The following is a 16968-nucleotide window of genomic DNA, read 5'->3' as shown; positions in this document are numbered from 1 at the left end:
GCGACAAAAATCGGCGGTTCCGGCATAATGGCGCGACAGTCGGGGCATAGAACAGCCATGAAAGCTGCAGCCGCCCCGGCCTCTCCCCTCCCCCTTCAAGGCACGGGTAACGGTTGCAGCTTTCATTCAACTCTCTTTTGCCCCCCAAGAAGAGTTCACTGTAAGGATCGCTAGGATGAGGAAATTTTCTATCGGGCTTTCCGCCATCGCCCTCATGGCGGTTTCGGTGGCCCATGCGCAGGCCCCCGCCACGCCCCCGGCGCCGCCTGCCGGCCCTCACGCCATGGGCCGCGACATGCCACCCCGCGATATGCCCCCCATGAAGGAGATGACCCGCGCAGAAGCCAAGGCCCACGCCGAAAAGATGTTCGACATGATGGACATCAACCACGACGGCAAGCTGGACAAGGCCGACCGCGAGGCGCGCGAGGCCAAACATTTCGATGCCATGGACACCAACCATGATGGCCAGTTGAGCCGTCAGGAATTTGAAGCCGCCCATGACAAGATGCGCGAGCGGATGAAGCAAGGCATGGGCCCCATGGGCGACAAGGATATGCCGCCTCCGGGCGGGCCGGATGGCAAAATGGGGCCCGGCGGCCCCGGTGATAAGGGCCCGCGCGGCCATCATCGCATGGGTCCGCACCGTATGGGCGGCGGCATGATGATGGGCCTGATGCGTCAGGCCGATCCCAATCACACCGGCACCGTGACCAAGGACGCCTTTGTCGGCGCCGCGCTCAAGATGTTTGACAGCGCGGACACCAATCACGATGGCAAAGTCACGCCCGAGGAACGCCGCGCCGCGATGAAGGCCCATATGGGCGAACGCGACGGCAAGCGTGGTCCGGGCCGGATGGGCCCCGGCGGGCCCGGTCAGCATGGCGGTCATGATATGCCGCCGCCCCCGCCTCCTGCGGGGCAGTAAGGTATCCCACCTTGTGCGGGACTGTAAGGTAGGGTGAAGTGAACAGCGACAGCGACATTACTCCGCTGCGCCTCCTGCTGGTCGATGACGAGCCGGATCTGCGCGAACCTCTGGCCTCCTATCTGGAGCGTCAGGGGTTTGCCGTCCGGCAGGCGGCCAGCGCGGCTGAAGCGCGCAACATCATCGCTCTTGATGTGCCCGATCTGGTGTTGCTCGACATCATGATGCCGGGCGAGGATGGGCTGTCGCTGTGCCGCCATCTGACCGAAGCGCGCTCGATCCCGACGATCTTCCTGACCGCGCGGGGCGAAGCGACCGACCGGATCGTGGGTCTTGAGATCGGCGCCGACGATTATGTCGTCAAACCTTTCGAACCGCGCGAACTGGTCGCCCGCATCCGCAGCGTGATGCGCCGGACGCATCGCGGCGTGCTGGCCGAAACGCAGGCCAATGAGGATTTTCAATTCGATGGCTGGCGGCTCGATCCGCTCAAGCGGCGGCTGATTGCCGCCGATGGCGCGATTGTGGCGATTTCCTCGGTGGAATTTCGCCTGCTGATGGCCTTCCTCGAACACCCAAGGCAAGTGCTGGACCGCGACCGCCTGCTCGACATGGTGCAGGGGCGCGAGGCGCATCTGTTCGACCGCGCGGTCGATAATCAGGTCAGCCGTCTGCGCCGCAAGATCGAGGTGGACAGCCGCAATCCGCAATTGATTCAGACGGTTTGGGGCGGCGGCTATATGCTGGCCGCCGATGTGCGCCGGGTGCCCACGGTGGAGGCATGAAGCGTTGGGCCCCCAGCCGGTTTTTGCCGCCCCGACTTTTACCGGGCAGCCTGACCGGACAGGTCATGCTGGCGCTGGCGGGCGCGTTGTTGCTGGCCCAGACGATCAGCGCGATCCTGCTGTATAAGGCGCAGGCCGAATATCGCGAACAGCAGGTGACGCAGGAACTGGCGATGCGCACGGCCATTGCGCTGCGCCACCGCGACGAGGCCGACACCCCCGAAGGAGGCCCGCCTCCCCCGCCGCCGCCTGCCGAGATGATGCGCGCCGAGCGCCTGCGCGAAGAACGGGCGCGAGAGCCGCACCGCCATGACGGCCCGCCCCTGATGGTTGGGCGCGGACCCGACGATATGCCGCGCGGCCCCCGCCCGGTGCGCATGGCCGATTTCCGTCCTAATGCGGGCGACGAAGCCAAGCCCGAAATCACCCAGCGTCTCAATGAACTGCTCGGCTCGCAGGATCTGAAACCCCAACATCTGATGGTGGTCGAGCGCGATATTGCCGATGACCCTTTCTGGAAAAAGCGCGTCGACCGCCGCTATGCGATGATGGGCGACCATGCCCCGCCCAAACCCCGGCATGTGCTGGTGGCGGCGGCTCAGGCCGAAAATGGCGGCGACTGGATGGTGGTGCGCTCCTCCGTTCCGGCGCGCGATCCATGGCTGCTGGCCACGCTGATTGCCCAGACGCTGTTTATCTATGCCGTGCTGGTGGGCGCGATTGCGCTGATCCTGCGGCGGATCGCGCGGCCTCTGGCGGCGCTGACCAGCCGGGTCGATCAATTCGCCCGGACCCGCGAATCGACCGGCCAATTGGAGCCCCAAGGCCCAGCCGACGTGCGCCATCTGATCGAGGCGCATAATGCGATGGAGCAGCGCATCACCTCGCTGATCAATGAAAAGGACGTGATGCTGGGTGCCATCGGGCATGATCTGAAAACGCCGCTGGCCGCGCTGCGCGTGCGGATCGAGAGCGTCGAGGACGATGCCGAGCGCGACAAGATGGCCAAGACCATCGAGGACATCACCCGCTCGCTCGATGATATTCTCTCGCTGGCCCGCGTGGGCCGCCCCAGCGATCCGGTCGAATCAACCGAACTGGCCGCCCTCGTCGCCTCGATTGTCGAGGAATATGAGGATATGGGCGATGATGTCGAATTTGACCATGCGCCGCGTCTGGTCATGCCGGCGCGCGCAACGTGGCTGCGCCGGGCCCTGCGCAATCTGATCGGCAATGCGCTGCGCTATGCCGGCAGTGCGCAGGTGACGATGGTGCGCGAAGAGGCCGAGGGCCATGGCTGGGCAGTGATCCGCGTGGTGGACCATGGCACGGGGATCGGCGGCGACGTTGAAAAGATGTTCGAGCCGTTTACGCGGGGCGAGCCTTCGCGCAACACCGCCACTGGCGGCGCGGGGCTGGGCCTGACGCTGGCCCGCGCGATTGCGGACCAGCATGGCGGACGGCTGACGCTGCATAATCAGATCGACGATCGCGGCGCGGTGACCGGGTTGATGGCGACGCTCTGGCTGCCGCTTCCTAACTGATTATTTGGCCCGCATCATCGCGGCGGAAACCTCGGCGGCGCGCGCGTCCTTCAAGACGCCGCAGCTATGGACCTGCTCGATGACGCGGGCCAGTTCCAGTTCACCGGTCTTGCCCGCCAGCCGGGCGCCGAAATCCTTCTGGATCGCATCGGATTTTTCCACCGAACAGAAGGTGCCGAACACCTGCGGCAGGCGCGAGGCAAGGAAGATGCCCGAGCTGCCCGAGAGCAATTCATCGGCATGGGCACGCAGCCAGTCATAGCCCATGTCGCGCGTCTTGGCGTTCACCGCCACGCCCATCACCAATTGCACCCGCTCGGACAGGCGCAAGCGCTTGTCCTTGGCGTCATCGAGCAGCCATTGCGCAATATCCGCCTTGCCCGCCCCGGCCAGAGCCGAAAGCGCAGCGGGGCGGAACAGCGGGTCCTGCGAAGCCAGCGCCTGTTCAAACAGCACCTTGGCAGCAGTCAGCCCCGGCCCCTGCGCCTCCAACCATGCGCCAAGGCCCACGCCATACCATGCCGGATCGAGCGCCGCCTTGTTGCCGCCCAACCATGCGCCAGCCGCGCCCGCCAGCGTGGCCAGCAGCGCGGAATCGCGCGCCACGCCCGCCATCTTGCGCACCAGTTGCACGCGCCGCTGCGAGGCCTCGGCCTCCTCGCCCGCATAGGCGCCCAGCGCGGGATTGAACCCCGCCTTGGCCAGCATCGGGGCATAGAGCCGGGCGAACAGCGCGCGATAGGCCCCCTGCGCGGGCGCATCGTAAAAACCGGCGCGCTCGAGCGTCTGCAACCATCCGGTGGCCGCCGCGCTGGCATAGGAATCGGGGTTGTTCACCATGGTCCGCGCCATTTGCAGCAAGAGCACGGGCCGCGCGCGCCCGGCCTGAAAACTGGCCCACAGGCTGTCGGCCACGGCCAGCGCCTCGCCGCCCGGCAGGCCCGCCGAAATGGCCAGCAGGCGTTCCCAGTCGGCCTGGGGCATGTCGAAACGGTAATAGCCCGTGCCGCCCGCATTGGGGATCATCGCGCCATTGACGATGATGCTGATGATTGCCGCCTCGCCGTCCAGCAACTGGCACTGGCGGATCTTTTCCACCCGCACGCAAAAGGGGATCGACCATTTCTGGGGCGGGGCCTGCGTGCCCAGCCGGGCATAGCGGCTCTGCACTGCGTAATATTCACCCTTGCCCCCGCTGAAGGTCAGCAGGGGGATGCCCTGCTGATCGGTAAAGCTCTGCATCGCGGGCAGGATGCGCGGATCGCCCGAGGCCTTGGCCAGCGAGGCGAAGAAGTCGGCGCTGGTGGCATTGCCATAGCGATGCGCGGCCATATAGTCGCGCACGCCCGCCTTGAATTTATCATCGCCCATAAAGGCCGCGATCATCGCCACCACATGGCCGCCCTTGCCATAGGTGATCGAATCAAAGGCCGCGTCGATCTGGGCATTGGTGTCGATCTTCTGATGGATGGGACGCCCCGCCAGCAAGGCGTCGGTGCCCATCGCGGCAAAGCCTTCCTCCAGCGCGCCCGCGCCAATGTTCAGGTCCGCCCGCCACTCGTTGCCGATGCGATAGCCCATCCAGTTGGCAAAGCTCTCGTTGAGCCAAATGTCATCCCACCACGCAGGCGTAACCAGATCGCCGAACCATTGATGCGCCAATTCATGCGCAACCACCATTCCGAAGGCGCGCTTTTGCGCCGTAGTGGCCGCATCGTCCAGAATCAGCAGATTGTCCTGATAGAGATCGGCCCCGGCATTCTCCATCGCGCCGGGCATGACGGGTGCGGTAATCTGGTCCAGCTTGGGATAGGGAAAAGCGGTGCCGAAATAGCTTTCCAGATGGGTGACGATGCTCTTGGAATTCTCCAGCGCGAAGCTCAGCTTGTCCTTGTTCTGCTGGGTCGAAATGATGCGCAGGGGCAAAGGCTTGTCGCGCTGGGGCGTGGGCGGCACCTCGCCCTTGGCCACGGCAAAAGGCCCCACCATCATCGCCACCAGATAGGAGGGCAAAGGCGCGCTCTGGGCAAAGCGGTGGATGGTCTGGGCGCCTTCGTCGGCGGTTTCCACCTCCGGCGCATTGGACACCGCCGTCATGCCCTTGGGCGTGCGCAGCGTCACGGTGAAGGGCTGCTTATAGCCGGGCTGGTCAAACGAGGGGAAAGCCGCCCGCGCGTCGATCGATTCAAACTGGGTCCAGCTGTACCATTGATCGCCCACTTTGACGCGGAACATGCCCTGCGGCCCGTCCTGAAAGGCTGCGTCATAGTCAAAGGCGAAGGTGGCTTGGCCTGCAGGCAATTCCTCGTCAAACGTCAGCAGGGCAACACCGGTATCGTCCACCTGCTTCCAATGGCCAGAAAATTTGCGCCCGTTGACGTTCGCGCTGGCCCGCGTGACGTTGAGATCCCGCCCATGCAGATAGACATAATGCGACGCGCCATGCAGCAGCGCGTCAATCTCGACATGGCCGGAAAAGCGCTCCTTGGCCGGATCGACGGAGAGGTCGAGGCGGTAAAAGGCGGGCGTGACCGCGCCCTCCAGCCGCCCGCGTGGCGCGGGAGGCGGGGGCGGCAAAGGCTGGGCCGGGGCGGCGGGGGCCGCAACAGGCGCAGCCACCACGGGCGCGGACGCGGCGGGTGCGGGATGGCGGGCAACCGGGCGCGCCGCAGGATGAGGGGCGGCCCATGCCCCATGGGGCAGCATCATGGCGGCGCAAAGCACAGTGCCAAAAAGCCGATGATGACGCATGATCGCTCTCCCCCCAAGGGGCCGTCCCTGCCCCGTTCATGGCCCCGTTCATGATGGCCGGATTTTGACCGGGCCGAACAGGCCAGCCCCTCTATTTCATTCAATATAATGCGATGTTAGGCCATTTCTATCGCTTTCTGCATCGAAAGCGCAACACAGATGCCCAAGGGACAAAGGGTTTTTGCAACCTTGGCCTTACATCGCTAGAAGCCGCCCATCATGGGAGATTCCATAAGAAACGACCGGCGCCGTAACGCGCCCTTTGTCCTGCTCGACGACGCTCGCCAGAATGGGGCATCGGGCGGAGATGAAGGCCGCGCGAGGCTCTATACCAACCCGCGCGAAATCGTCATCGCGCGGCGGCCCGAAGAGGTCGCCTCGGCGCTGGCGCGGATCGAGGCGTTGATCGCACAGGGTTACGCCTGCGCCGGCCATTTCGGCTATGAGGCAGGGTTGGCGCTGGAGCTGCGCCTTGCCCCCCTGGCTGCGGCGCGCAGCGGGGCCGATGGGCCGCTGGTGTGGATGGGCGCCTTTGATGGCTGGCAGGATATGGCGGGCGATGATGTGGCCCGGTGGCTGGCCCAACATGCCGCCCACGATCCGGCGCCCCGGATCGGCCCCATGGTGCCTGCCATCGGGCCGGGGGCCTATTCGGCCGCCTTTGCCCATATTGCCGAGGCGATCCGCGCGGGCGACATCTATCAGGCCAATTTCACCTTCCCGCTGGCCGGGCCATGGGCGGGCGATCCGCTGGCGCTCTATGCGCAATTGCGCAGCAGCGGCGGGGGCGGCCATGGCGGCATCCTGTTCGACGGCCAATATTGGCTGCTCAGCCTCTCGCCCGAATTGTTCTTTGAGGCGCAGGGCAGGCAATTGCGCGCCAAGCCGATGAAAGGCACCCGCCCGCGCGGCGCCACGCCCGATGCCGATGCGGCGCTGGCGCGCGAACTGGTCGAAAGCATCAAGGATCGCTCGGAAAATCTGATGATCCTTGATCTGATGCGCAATGACATCGCCCGCGTCAGCGATGCGGGCAGCGTGCGCGTCGATGCGCCCTTTGCCATTGAATCCTATCCCACCGTGCATCAGATGGTCTCGACCGTCACGGCGCGGCTTGAGGAAGGGCGCTCTTTGGTCGATGTGATCCGGGCGCTGTTTCCCTGTGGATCGGTGACCGGTGCGCCCAAGATCCGGGCGATGGAATTGATCCATGCCCATGAACGCGACCCTCGCGGGATCTATTGCGGGTCCTTAGGCCATATCGACCCGCCCGACGCTCTTAATTCCACTGGAAGCGCCTCTTTCAATGTGGCAATCCGTTCGCTGCGTCTGGCGCCCGATGGCAAGGCGGTGCTGGGCGTGGGGTCGGCGGTGGTGGCGGATTCGCGCGCGATCGACGAATGGCGGGAATGTCTGGTCAAAGGGGGTTTTGTGCATCAGCCAGCGCCGGACAAGATGATCGCGGCTTTCGACCTGATCGAGACGATGGCCTTCGATCCCGAACTGGGCGTGCCTCTGCTGGAGGCGCATCTGGAGCGGATGAAGGAAAGCGCCGGGCTGCTCGGCTTTTCCTTTGACCGCCACGGCGCGCGCAATGCGATCCATGCGCTGTGTTTCGAGGTGGAAAAGCCCTCGCGCCTGCGCCTCGTGCTGGGGCGCAGCGGGGCGGTCAGTGTCGAGGTCGGGCCGTTGCCTGCGCCGCTGGATCGCGACGGGCCGGTGCCGGTCATCGCGCTGCCGATCCCGCTGGACACGGGCGACTGGCGGCTGCGGCACAAGACATCGGACCGCTGGTTCTATGACGCGGGCCTGCGCGCGGCGCGGGCCGAGGGCGCGAAGGAGGCGATCTTTGTCCGCGATGACGGGCTGATCACCGAGGGCTGTTTCACCAGCGTCTTTGTCGAGCGCGACGGGATGCTGCTGACCCCGCCTTTGGCGCTGGGGCTGTTGCCGGGGGTCTTGCGCCGGACGCTGATCGAGGAAGGGCGCGCGCGTGAGGCGGAATTGACGCTGGAGGATCTGGAGGACGGATTCTTTATCGGCAACGGCCTGCGCGGCTTGATGCGGGCGCAGCTTTGCGCTTAACGCGCATCCCATGAACATTTCCCAGGCCCTCTCGCGCATCCAGCCCTCGCGCACCAACGCCATGACCGACCGCGCCATCGCCCTACGCGACGAAGGCCGCGACATCATCTCGCTCTCGGTGGGCGAGCCGGATTTCCCGACCCCGCCCCATGTGGTGGCCGCGATGAAGGATGCGCTGGACGCGGGCGACACGCGCTATACGGCGGTGGCGGGGACGGCGGCGCTGCGGCGCGCGTCCGCGCTGCATTATGAGCGCGATCTAGGGCTGAAGGTCGCGCCCTCGCAGGTGCTGGTGTCATCGGGCGGGAAACAGTCGATCTTCCTCGCGCTGATGGCCACGCTCAATCCGGGCGATGAAGTGCTGATCCCCGCGCCATGGTGGGTGTCCTATCCTGAAATCGTGCGCTTTTCAGGGGCCAGCGTAGTGCCGGTGGCGACCTATGCGACGGACGGCTTCAGGCTCTCGGCCGATGCTCTGGCCGCCGCGATCACGCCGCAGACCCGCTGGCTGCTGCTCAACAGTCCCGGCAATCCGACAGGCGCGACATACAGCGCGGCCGATTTGCAGGCCTTGGGCGAAGTGCTGCGCCGCTATCCGCAAGTCTTGGTGCTGAGCGACGATATTTACGCGCCGCTGCGGTATAATGGCGGGGTTCACGCCACGCTGGCGGTCGAATGCCCCGATCTGGCGCACCGCGTGCTGACCGTTTCGGGCGTATCGAAAAGCCATGCGATGACCGGGCTGCGTATTGGCGTGGCGGCCGGGCCGGAATGGCTGATCGGGGCGATGGGGCGGCTGCAAAGCCATGTCTCGGGCAATGCCTGCTCGATTTCGCAGGCGGGCGCGGTGGCTGCGTTTGAAGGGCCGCAGGAATTCCTGCTCGACTGGCGCGAGCGGTTCCGCGCGCGGCGCGATCTGTGCGTCGAGGCGATCAATGCGATTCCCGGCCTCTCCACCCCGATCCCCGATGGCGCGTTTTACTGCATGATCGACGCCGCGCCCCTGATGCCGCGCTTTGGCGATGATGAAGCGCTGGCCATGCATCTGCTCGAAAACGGCGTGGCGATTGTCGCGGCCAGCGCCTTTGGCGGGGCGCATTGCGGCTTTGCCGGGTTCCGCATCTCCTTTGCCGCGGATGAGGCGAAACTGACGCAGGCCTTCGCCCGGATTGCTTCGGCCCTCAAATGATCTATGGGGTGGGAATGAACATTCCCATCCTGTTTGAAGACGGCGAAGCGCTGATCGTCAACAAGCCCGCCGGCTTGCCCCTCGACCGTCCGCGCAAGGGCGGCGTGGCTCTGGAAGATTTCCTTCCCGATCTGCGCCTTGGCTTTGCGCGCGAGCCGCTGCCGGTCCATCGCCTCGATCAGGACACCTCGGGCTGCCTGCTCTTGGCGCGCAACCCCAAGGCGCATAAACGATTCTGCGCCGCCTTTGAGGCGCGCGTGGTGTCCAAGCGCTATCTTGGCGTGGTCAACGGGCCGGTACGCAAGGAATCGGGCACGATTTCGCTCAACCTGCTGAAAACCTCCAGCAAATATGGCGGATGGCGCATGGTCGCCTCGCATGAGGGCAAGCCCGCCGTCACCCACTGGCGCAAGATTGCCGAGGTGGACGGGCTCACGCTGGTCGAATTCCGTCCCGAAACCGGCCGTACGCACCAGATCCGCGTCCATGCGCAAAAAGGTCTGGGCGCGGCGCTGCTGGGCGATCCGATCTATGGCGATGGCGCGGGGGCGGGCCGCACAATGCTCCATGCGGTCGAACTGACCGTCCTGCGCGAGGGCAAGCCGCCGATCCATGCCGTGGCGCCCATGCCCGAGGATTTTGTGGAATTGGGGTTTGAGGAAGGGATCGATCTGACCAAAGTTTGGGAGCAGAAAGAGGAAGAAGATCAGGGGGAGTGAGGATTTTGCCTCCCTATTCCTTCCACTTCCCCCGCCCCTGCTTCACCGAGGAGCGCCGCGATTTCCCATCCATGCGTCGGGTTTGCGATGCCTTGGTAGGCTTGGTCGCCTTGCGCGCCTTGGGGACAAAGGTGGCCTCGACGATCATGGCGATGAGGCGTCCACGCACATCCTGCCGGTTGATCAACTGAGAGCGGGAGCCTTCTGAGCGCAGGACGATCACGCCCTCGGCGGTCATGCGCGACCCGGCGATGCGGGCGAGGCGGTATTTGACCGCATCGGGCAGCGATGGCGAGGCGGCGACATCGAATTTGAGGATAACCGCGCTGTCTGTGGTGTTCACATGCTGTCCGCCCGGCCCCGAGGATCGGGTCGTGCTTTCGACGAGTTCGCTTTCATCGATGCTGATCGAGCGGGTGACGGGGATGCGGGGCATGGCGGTGTCATAGGCAAGGCCGGAGCCCCAGTCCAGCTTTGGGCATCCAGCGCCGGGGCATGGAATTGCCCTCAGACCGCCACGTATAAAATTTCTTTTATACCATGATCATGGGATGCGGCGGGCCGGGGCCAACATTAACACTTGTTCAGCGACCCGATGGGCTGGTGGTCTTTGACTCCACGCCATCGAACTGGCCCGACCGAGGCATCCCCCTTGGCCGGGCCATTTTTTCATCAAAGATCAGGGCTTCTTGGCGGGCGCCGGGGTGGGGCTGATGTCGGCGCCGGCTGCTGCGGCTGCGGCGGCCACATCGGCGGCGGCTTGGCCTGCGGCGGCGGCCACGCCTTCGGTGGTGGTGGGAGCGGCCGATGCGGCGGCGGCAGAGTCAGCCACAGGCGCGGCATCAACCGGGGCCAGCGCCGATTCGGCGGGCATTTCCACGTTTTCGGGCGTCACCGCATCGGCCGCCTTGTCCGAACTGCCGCAGGCGGCCACCGCCAGCGAGGCGACAACAGCAAAAGCAAGAGCGCGTTGGCGTTGCGAAATCATGGGAATCCTCACGTTATGGGGCTATAAACTGGGCTCATTAGGTAGGCCCGCGCGCCCAAAAGGCAAGGGTGTATCAAGCTAGGTATATTCCTATTATGGTAGTGGTTGTAATCATATAAAGATATCTTTATATGCCACCTCAGCCATGACACAGAACCTGCTCATCGACCCTCTTTTGCGCGCGCTGGCCGATCCCACGCGGCTGCGCATCATGCGCCTGCTGGCCGCGATGGAGCTGGCCGTGGGCGAGCTGGCACAGGTACTATGCCAGAGCCAGCCGCGCGTATCGCGCCATGTAAAGATCCTGTGCGATGCAGGCCTTGCCGAAAGGCGCAAGGAGGGGAGCTGGGTGTTCCTCAAGATCGCCCCCTTTGCCGCCGATGGCCCGTCACTGCGCGCCGCCAGCGCCCGCCTGCTGGCCGCCGCCGAGGATGAGGACGCCGATTTCGCCGCGCAATGCGCCGAGGACCGCCGCCAACTGGCCGCGATCCGCGCCGGGCGTGAGGCCGCCTCGATCCAGTATTTCGCCCGACACGCCGGGGAATGGGACCAGATCCGCTCGCTGCTCAGCCCCGACGAACCGGTCGAGGAAGCGCTGGCGCGGCTGCTGCCTGCCTCGCTGGGCCAATTGCTGGACATCGGCACGGGCACGGGGCGGATGGCGCAATGTTTCGCGCCCCGCGCCGCCCATGTGACGGCGCTGGACAAGAGCCCCGACATGCTGCGCATCGCACGCACCCGCCTGCAAGACCTGCCCGCGGGCAAGGTCGATCTGGTGCAGGGCGATTTTGCCGCGCTGCCCTTTGCCGATGGCGCGTTTGACACGCTGTTGATGCATCAGGTGCTGCATTATGCGCAGGCGCCCGAACTGGTGCTGGCCCAGGCCGCCCGCGTGGCCCGGCCCGGCGCGCGTCTGGCCATCGTCGATCTGGCCGCCCACGCCCATGAAGAATTGCGCACGACCCATGCCCATGCCCGACTCGGCTTTTCCGACGAGCAGATGGCGCAATGGTTTGCCGCCGCAGGATTTTCCGCCGATGCGCCGCTGGCGCTGAACGGCGGGCAATTGACCGTCAAGATCTGGACCGGGCGCCGCCTGCCCGAAAACGCAGGCACCGCCCCAAGCAATGCAAAGGTTTCCGCATGAACGCCAGCTATGAAGCGCTGAACGAGGCCCGCAAGGCGCTGGACGCGCCGCTGTTTGCCGGGCTGCCGGGCGATATTCGCGTATCGTTCGAATTCTTTCCGCCCAAGAGCGATGCGATGATGGCGCAATTGTGGGAAGTGGTGGAAACGCTGGCCCCGCTCGATCCGGCCTTTGTCTCGGTCACCTATGGCGCGGGCGGCACCACGCGCGACCGCACCCATGGCACAGTGGCGCGCATCATTTCCGAGGCCCGCCTGCCCGCCGCCGCGCACTTGACCTGTGTGGACGCCACCAAGGCCGAGGTGAACGCCGTGGCCGAGGCCTATTGGGAGGCCGGGGTTCGCCACATTGTCGCGCTGCGCGGCGATATGGGCCAGCCGGGTGCGCCTTTCGTGCCGCATCCGCAAGGGTATCAGAATGCCGCCGATCTGGTGGCGGGCCTGAAGCGTGTCGCGCCGTTTGAGATTTCGGTCGCGGCCTATCCGGAGAAGCACCCCGATTCTGCCGATGTCGACGCCGATATCGACAATCTGAAGCGCAAGCTGGACGCGGGCGCCACCCGCGCGATCAGCCAGTTCTTCTTCGAGCCGGAAACCTTCTTCCGCTTCCGCGACCGTCTGGCCGCCGCCGGGATTGACGCGCCGGTGCTGCCGGGCATTCTGCCGGTGTCAAACTTCGCCCAGACGCGCAAATTCGCCGACGCCTGCGGGGCGGCGATCCCGGCGTGGATGGAGGGCCTGTTTGCCGGGCTCGACACCCATCCGCCCGCCCGCGCACTGGTGGCGGCCACGATTGCCGCCGAGTTTTGCCGCAAGCTTTATGCGGGCGGGGTGCGTGATTTCCACTTCTACACGCTCAATCGCGCTGAACTGTCCTATGCGATCTGCCATCTGCTGGGGGTGCGCCCCCGCAACGCTGATGCCGCCCAAGAAAAGGCCGCCTGAAATGTCCCTGATCCCCCCCCGCCTTGCACCTTCTGCCGCGCGCAAGGCCCTGCTTGAACAATCCGCCAAGCGCATCCTGATCACCGATGGCGCCTTTGGCACGGAAATCCAGAATTACGGCCTGTCCGAGGCCGATTATGCCGGTTCACTAGGCCTGAGCCACGATCAGAAGGGCAATAATGACATTCTGGCGCTGACCAAGCCGGAAGTGCCCGAGGCGATCCACCGCGCCTATTTCGCCGCCGGGGCCGATATTGCTGAGACGAACACCTTTTCCGCCAACCGCATTTCGCAGGCTGATTATGGCGCGGAGCATCTGGTGCGCGAAATCAACGTGGAAAGCGCCAAGCTCGCCCGCCGCGTGGCCGATGAGTTCACGGCGAAGGACGGGCGCCCCCGTTTCGTGGCGGGCGCCATCGGGCCGACGAACAAGACGCTCTCGCTTTCGCCTGACGTCAACGACCCCGGCTTCCGCGAGATCGACTGGGACCATCTGGTCGATGTCTATGCCGAGCAGGTGACGGCGCTGGTCGAAGGCGGCGCGGACTTTATCCTGATCGAAACGGTGTTCGACACTTTGAACGCCAAGGCAGGCGTGATGGCCGTGCGCCATGTCGAGGAAAAGCTAGGCCGGGAAATCCCGATCATGCTCTCGATGACGCTGACCGATCTGTCGGGGCGCAATCTGTCGGGCCATACGGTCGAGGCGTTCTGGTGGGCGGTGCGCCATGCGCGGCCTGTCACCATCGGGCTGAACTGTTCTTTCGGCGCCACGCAATTGCGCCCGCATGTCAAGGCCCTGTCGGAAATCGCCGATACGCTGATCATGGTCTATCCCAATGCGGGCCTGCCCAATGAACTGGGCGCCTATGACGAATTGCCCGAAACCACGGCCGGTCTGGTCAAGGAATGGGCGGACGCCGGACAGGTCAATATCCTTGGCGGATGCTGTGGTTCGACGCCTGCGCATATTGCCGCCATGGCGCGCGCGGTGAACGGCCTGCCCTCGCGGCAATTGCCCGGCCTGACGCCGGTGACGCGCCTTGCCGGTCTTGAACCCTTTATCTTCGCCTGATCGCTGGAATTTTCGATGACAACTCAATCCTCCGCCCGCCCTGATTCCGGCGCCGCTGGCGCCCGCTTCGTCAATGTGGGCGAGCGCACCAATGTCACCGGCTCGGCGGCGTTCAAGAAACTGATTCTGGCGGGCGATTATGCCAAGGCCATCGAGGTTGCGCGCCAGCAGGTCGATAATGGCGCGCAGATCATCGACGTGAACATGGACGAAGGCCTGCTCGATGCCCATGCGGCGATGACGACCTATCTGAAGCTGATCGCGTCGGAACCCGATATCGCCCGCGTGCCGATCATGATCGACAGTTCCAAATGGGACGTGATCGAGGCCGGGCTGAAATGCGTTTCGGGCAAGCCGATCGTCAATTCGATCAGCATGAAGGAAGGCGAGGAGCAATTCCTCGCGCAGGCGCGCAAATGCATGGATTACGGCGCGGCCGTGGTGGTCATGGCCTTTGACGAAAAGGGTCAGGCCGACACGCGCGAGCGCAAGGTGGAAATCTGCGCCCGCGCCTACAAGCTGCTGACCGAAAATGGTTTCCCGCCCGAAGACATCATCTTCGACCCCAATGTCTTTGCGGTCGCCACCGGCATCGAGGAGCACGACCGCTATGCGCTCGACTTCATCGAGGCCTGCCGCGACATCAAGGCGGCCTGTCCGCATGTCCATATCAGCGGCGGCCTGTCGAACCTGTCCTTCAGCTTCCGCGGCAATGAACCGGTGCGCCGGGCGATGCACTCCGTGTTCCTCTATCACGCCATTCCGGCGGGGATGGACATGGCCATCGTCAATGCCGGCCAGATCGACATCTATGACCAGATCGACCCGGCCCTGCGCGAGGCGGTCGAGGATGTGATCCTGATGCGGCCTGTAGAAGGCGAGCTGACCGCCACCGAGCGGCTGATCGCTCTGGCCGAAGGCTTCAAGGGCAAGGACAAGGCGGCGGAAAAGGAGGCCGAGGAATGGCGCTCCTATGATGTGGTCAAGCGTCTCGAACATGCGCTGGTCAAGGGCATCGACGCCTATATCGTCGAGGATACCGAAGAGGCCCGCCTCCTCCACGCCCGCCCGATCGAGGTGATCGAGGGGCCGCTGATGGCGGGTATGAACCGCGTGGGCGACCTGTTCGGTTCGGGCCAGATGTTCCTACCGCAGGTGGTGAAATCGGCCCGCGTGATGAAAAAGGCCGTGGCCCACCTCATCCCCTTCATCGAGGCCGCCAAGGAAGAAGGCGCCAAGGCCAAGGGCCGGATCATCATGGCCACCGTCAAGGGCGACGTCCACGATATCGGCAAGAACATCGTGGGCGTGGTCCTGCAATGCAACGGCTATGAGGTGATCGACCTTGGCGTGATGGTGCCGTGGAGCAAGATCATCGAGACGGCGCAGAAGGAAGAGGTCGATATCATCGGCCTGTCGGGCCTGATTACGCCTTCGCTCGACGAAATGGTGACCGTGGCCGAGGAAATGCAGCGCGCAGGGATGACGATTCCCTTGCTGATCGGCGGGGCGACGACCTCGAAGGTGCATACCGCGCTGCGCATCGATCCGGCCTATGACGGGCCGGTGGTGCATGTGCTGGACGCCAGCCGCGCGGTCGGCGTGGCCAGCCAGTTGCTCTCGGACACGCAGGCCGAAGGTTTCATTGCCGCCACGGCCGATGAATATGAAGCCGTGCGGATCGCGCGCGCGGGCAAGGGCGGCTCGAAGCTGCTCTCGATTGCGGATGCGCGGGCCAATGCTTTCGTGATCGACGCCGCGCAAAAGGCCCCGGCCCCGGCAAAGCCCGGCCTGCATCGCTATGACGACTGGAGCCTGACGGATCTGGTTGATTATATCGACTGGACGCCTTTCTTCCGCGCATGGGAACTGGCGGGGACTTATCCGGCGATTCTGAACGATGAGGTGGTGGGGGAATCGGCCCGCAGCCTTTATGCCGATGCGCAAAAGATGCTCGGGCGGATCATCGAGGAAAAGTGGCTGACCGCGCGCGGCGTCTGCGCCTTCTGGCCTGCGCATCGCGAGGGCGATGACATTCTGCTCGACGACGGCACGCGCCTGCCCATGCTGCGCCAGCAGTTCATCAAGAGCCGGGGCCGCGCCAATTTCTGCCTGTCCGACTTCATCGACACACAAGATGACTGGCTGGGCGGTTTTGCCGTGGGCATCCATGGGATCGAACCGCATCTGGAACGCTTCAAGGCGGACCATGATGATTACAGCGACATCCTGTTGAAAGCTCTGGCCGACCGCTTTGCTGAAGCCTTTGCCGAACGCATGCACGCCCATGTCCGCCGCGACCTCTGGGCCTATGCGGCGGGTGAGCAATTGACCAATGAGGCGCTGATCCGCGAGCAATATCGCGGCATCCGCCCCGCGCCCGGCTATCCGGCATGCCCGGACCATACGTTGAAGCCGATCCTGTTCGATCTGCTGAAAGCGGGCGAGAATGCCGGGCTGGTGCTGACCGAATCGCAGGCCATGCTGCCAACGGCCGCGGTCAGCGGTTTCTACTTCGCCCATCCCGAAAGCCAGTATTTCGGCGTGGCGACCATCGGCGAAGACCAGTTGGCCGACTATGCCGAGCGGCGCGGGCAATCCATCGAGGAAACCCGCCGCTGGCTGCGGCCCAATCTCGACTGAGTTTTAGACTTTGCCTCCGGCGGGTTAAGGGCCGGGGCCCTTAATAATCCCGTTAATTGACTTTTGTTCTAACACCAAAGCGCCGCAGGCTATATTTTCTGCCTGCGGCGCGGCGGGCCTGCGCTTGGCCGCATCCATAGCACCACGAGGATGGTATCGGGATTGCAAAG

At 64.7% G+C, this 16968-nt stretch carries 13 protein-coding genes; 10 read left to right on the top strand and 3 right to left on the bottom strand.

Annotated elements, in window-relative coordinates:
• The first annotated feature begins 175 nt into the window (after nucleotides 1-175).
• From FHW96_RS09030 to FHW96_RS09020, 3 genes are read left to right on the top strand one after another with little or no spacing between them, the layout of a single operon-like run.
• Nucleotides 176-928, top strand: a complete 753-nt coding sequence (locus FHW96_RS09030) for an EF-hand domain-containing protein (RefSeq protein WP_172340219.1) — start codon at nucleotides 176-178, stop codon at nucleotides 926-928.
• Nucleotides 929-966: 38 nt separating this feature from the next.
• Nucleotides 967-1713: a response regulator gene (locus tag FHW96_RS09025; protein ID WP_172340218.1), complete on the top strand. Its 747-nt coding sequence runs from the start codon at nucleotides 967-969 to the stop codon at nucleotides 1711-1713.
• Nucleotides 1710-3257: an ATP-binding protein gene (locus FHW96_RS09020; RefSeq protein ID WP_172340217.1), complete on the top strand. Its 1548-nt coding sequence runs from the start codon at nucleotides 1710-1712 to the stop codon at nucleotides 3255-3257. Before FHW96_RS09025 ends, FHW96_RS09020 begins: the two co-directional genes overlap by 4 nt.
• On the opposite strand, the gene FHW96_RS09015 is transcribed toward FHW96_RS09020, so the two are convergent.
• Nucleotides 3258-6008, bottom strand: coding sequence for a M1 family metallopeptidase (locus FHW96_RS09015; RefSeq protein ID WP_253950830.1), 2751 nt, complete (start codon nucleotides 6006-6008; stop codon nucleotides 3258-3260). It lies immediately after the preceding gene.
• 219 nt (nucleotides 6009-6227) lie between these two features.
• On the opposite strand from FHW96_RS09015, the gene pabB reads away from it, so the two are divergent.
• Genes pabB through FHW96_RS09000 form a run of 3 tightly spaced genes read left to right on the top strand, consistent with a single transcriptional unit; the run spans nucleotide 6228 to nucleotide 10001 of the window.
• The gene (gene pabB / locus FHW96_RS09010) at nucleotides 6228-8093 is read left to right on the top strand and encodes an aminodeoxychorismate synthase component I (RefSeq protein WP_172340216.1); all 1866 of its coding nucleotides are present in this window, start codon (nucleotides 6228-6230) and stop codon (nucleotides 8091-8093) included.
• A gap of 10 nt (nucleotides 8094-8103) precedes the next feature.
• Nucleotides 8104-9282 (top strand): pyridoxal phosphate-dependent aminotransferase, encoded by a 1179-nt coding sequence (locus FHW96_RS09005; protein WP_172340215.1) that lies wholly within the window; start codon nucleotides 8104-8106, stop codon nucleotides 9280-9282.
• A gap of 14 nt (nucleotides 9283-9296) precedes the next feature.
• Nucleotides 9297-10001 (top strand): RluA family pseudouridine synthase, encoded by a 705-nt coding sequence (locus FHW96_RS09000; RefSeq protein WP_172340214.1) that lies wholly within the window; start codon nucleotides 9297-9299, stop codon nucleotides 9999-10001.
• Between the two features lie 13 nt (nucleotides 10002-10014).
• Here the strand turns inward: FHW96_RS09000 and arfB are convergent, their stop codons facing one another.
• Both arfB and FHW96_RS08990 read right to left on the bottom strand, forming a co-directional pair.
• Nucleotides 10015-10437 carry an alternative ribosome rescue aminoacyl-tRNA hydrolase ArfB gene (arfB, locus tag FHW96_RS08995; RefSeq protein ID WP_172340213.1) on the bottom strand — a complete coding sequence of 141 codons (423 nt, stop codon included), beginning with the start codon at nucleotides 10435-10437 and terminating at the stop codon, nucleotides 10015-10017.
• A gap of 243 nt (nucleotides 10438-10680) precedes the next feature.
• Nucleotides 10681-10989: a hypothetical protein gene (locus tag FHW96_RS08990; RefSeq protein ID WP_172340212.1), complete on the bottom strand. Its 309-nt coding sequence runs from the start codon at nucleotides 10987-10989 to the stop codon at nucleotides 10681-10683.
• A gap of 145 nt (nucleotides 10990-11134) precedes the next feature.
• On the opposite strand from FHW96_RS08990, the gene FHW96_RS08985 reads away from it, so the two are divergent.
• Genes FHW96_RS08985 through metH form a run of 4 tightly spaced genes read left to right on the top strand, consistent with a single transcriptional unit; the run spans nucleotide 11135 to nucleotide 16798 of the window.
• Nucleotides 11135-12136 (top strand): metalloregulator ArsR/SmtB family transcription factor, encoded by a 1002-nt coding sequence (locus FHW96_RS08985; RefSeq protein ID WP_253950829.1) that lies wholly within the window; start codon nucleotides 11135-11137, stop codon nucleotides 12134-12136.
• Nucleotides 12133-13080: a methylenetetrahydrofolate reductase [NAD(P)H] gene (metF, locus tag FHW96_RS08980; RefSeq protein ID WP_172340211.1), complete on the top strand. Its 948-nt coding sequence runs from the start codon at nucleotides 12133-12135 to the stop codon at nucleotides 13078-13080. The genes FHW96_RS08985 and metF overlap by 4 nt, the downstream gene beginning before the upstream one ends.
• 1 nt (nucleotide 13081) lies before the next feature.
• Nucleotides 13082-14155, top strand: coding sequence for a homocysteine S-methyltransferase family protein (locus tag FHW96_RS08975; RefSeq protein WP_172340210.1), 1074 nt, complete (start codon nucleotides 13082-13084; stop codon nucleotides 14153-14155).
• A 15-nt stretch (nucleotides 14156-14170) separates the two neighbouring features.
• On the top strand, nucleotides 14171-16798 hold the full coding sequence (gene metH / locus FHW96_RS08970; protein WP_172340209.1) for a methionine synthase: 2628 nt from the start codon (nucleotides 14171-14173) through the stop codon (nucleotides 16796-16798).
• Nucleotides 16799-16968: the final 170 nt, after the last annotated feature.

It is taken from the genome of Novosphingobium sp. SG751A, from assembly GCF_013149295.1.
In the GTDB taxonomy this organism is placed as follows: Bacteria; Pseudomonadota; Alphaproteobacteria; order Sphingomonadales; family Sphingomonadaceae; genus Novosphingobium.
The sequence above is the reverse complement of the archived record's forward strand: the minus strand, read 5'-3'. Positions and strand labels throughout refer to the sequence as shown.

Excerpts from the sequence above, each read along its gene's own strand:
- metH (WP_172340209.1), top strand. The coding sequence starts at position 14,171 with ATGACAACTCAATCCTCCGCCCGCCCTGATTCCGGCGCCGCTGGCGCC.
- FHW96_RS08990 (WP_172340212.1), bottom strand. The coding sequence starts at position 10,989 with ATGATTTCGCAACGCCAACGCGCTCTTGCTTTTGCTGTTGTCGCCTCG.
- FHW96_RS09020 (WP_172340217.1), top strand. The coding sequence starts at position 1,710 with ATGAAGCGTTGGGCCCCCAGCCGGTTTTTGCCGCCCCGACTTTTACCG.
- FHW96_RS08975 (WP_172340210.1), top strand. The coding sequence starts at position 13,082 with ATGTCCCTGATCCCCCCCCGCCTTGCACCTTCTGCCGCGCGCAAGGCC.
- FHW96_RS09015 (WP_253950830.1), bottom strand. The coding sequence starts at position 6,008 with ATGCGTCATCATCGGCTTTTTGGCACTGTGCTTTGCGCCGCCATGATG.
- arfB (WP_172340213.1), bottom strand. The coding sequence starts at position 10,437 with ATGCCCCGCATCCCCGTCACCCGCTCGATCAGCATCGATGAAAGCGAA.
- FHW96_RS09005 (WP_172340215.1), top strand. The coding sequence starts at position 8,104 with ATGAACATTTCCCAGGCCCTCTCGCGCATCCAGCCCTCGCGCACCAAC.
- FHW96_RS09030 (WP_172340219.1), top strand. The coding sequence starts at position 176 with ATGAGGAAATTTTCTATCGGGCTTTCCGCCATCGCCCTCATGGCGGTT.
- metF (WP_172340211.1), top strand. The coding sequence starts at position 12,133 with ATGAACGCCAGCTATGAAGCGCTGAACGAGGCCCGCAAGGCGCTGGAC.
- FHW96_RS09000 (WP_172340214.1), top strand. The coding sequence starts at position 9,297 with ATGAACATTCCCATCCTGTTTGAAGACGGCGAAGCGCTGATCGTCAAC.
- pabB (WP_172340216.1), top strand. The coding sequence starts at position 6,228 with ATGGGAGATTCCATAAGAAACGACCGGCGCCGTAACGCGCCCTTTGTC.
- FHW96_RS08985 (WP_253950829.1), top strand. The coding sequence starts at position 11,135 with ATGACACAGAACCTGCTCATCGACCCTCTTTTGCGCGCGCTGGCCGAT.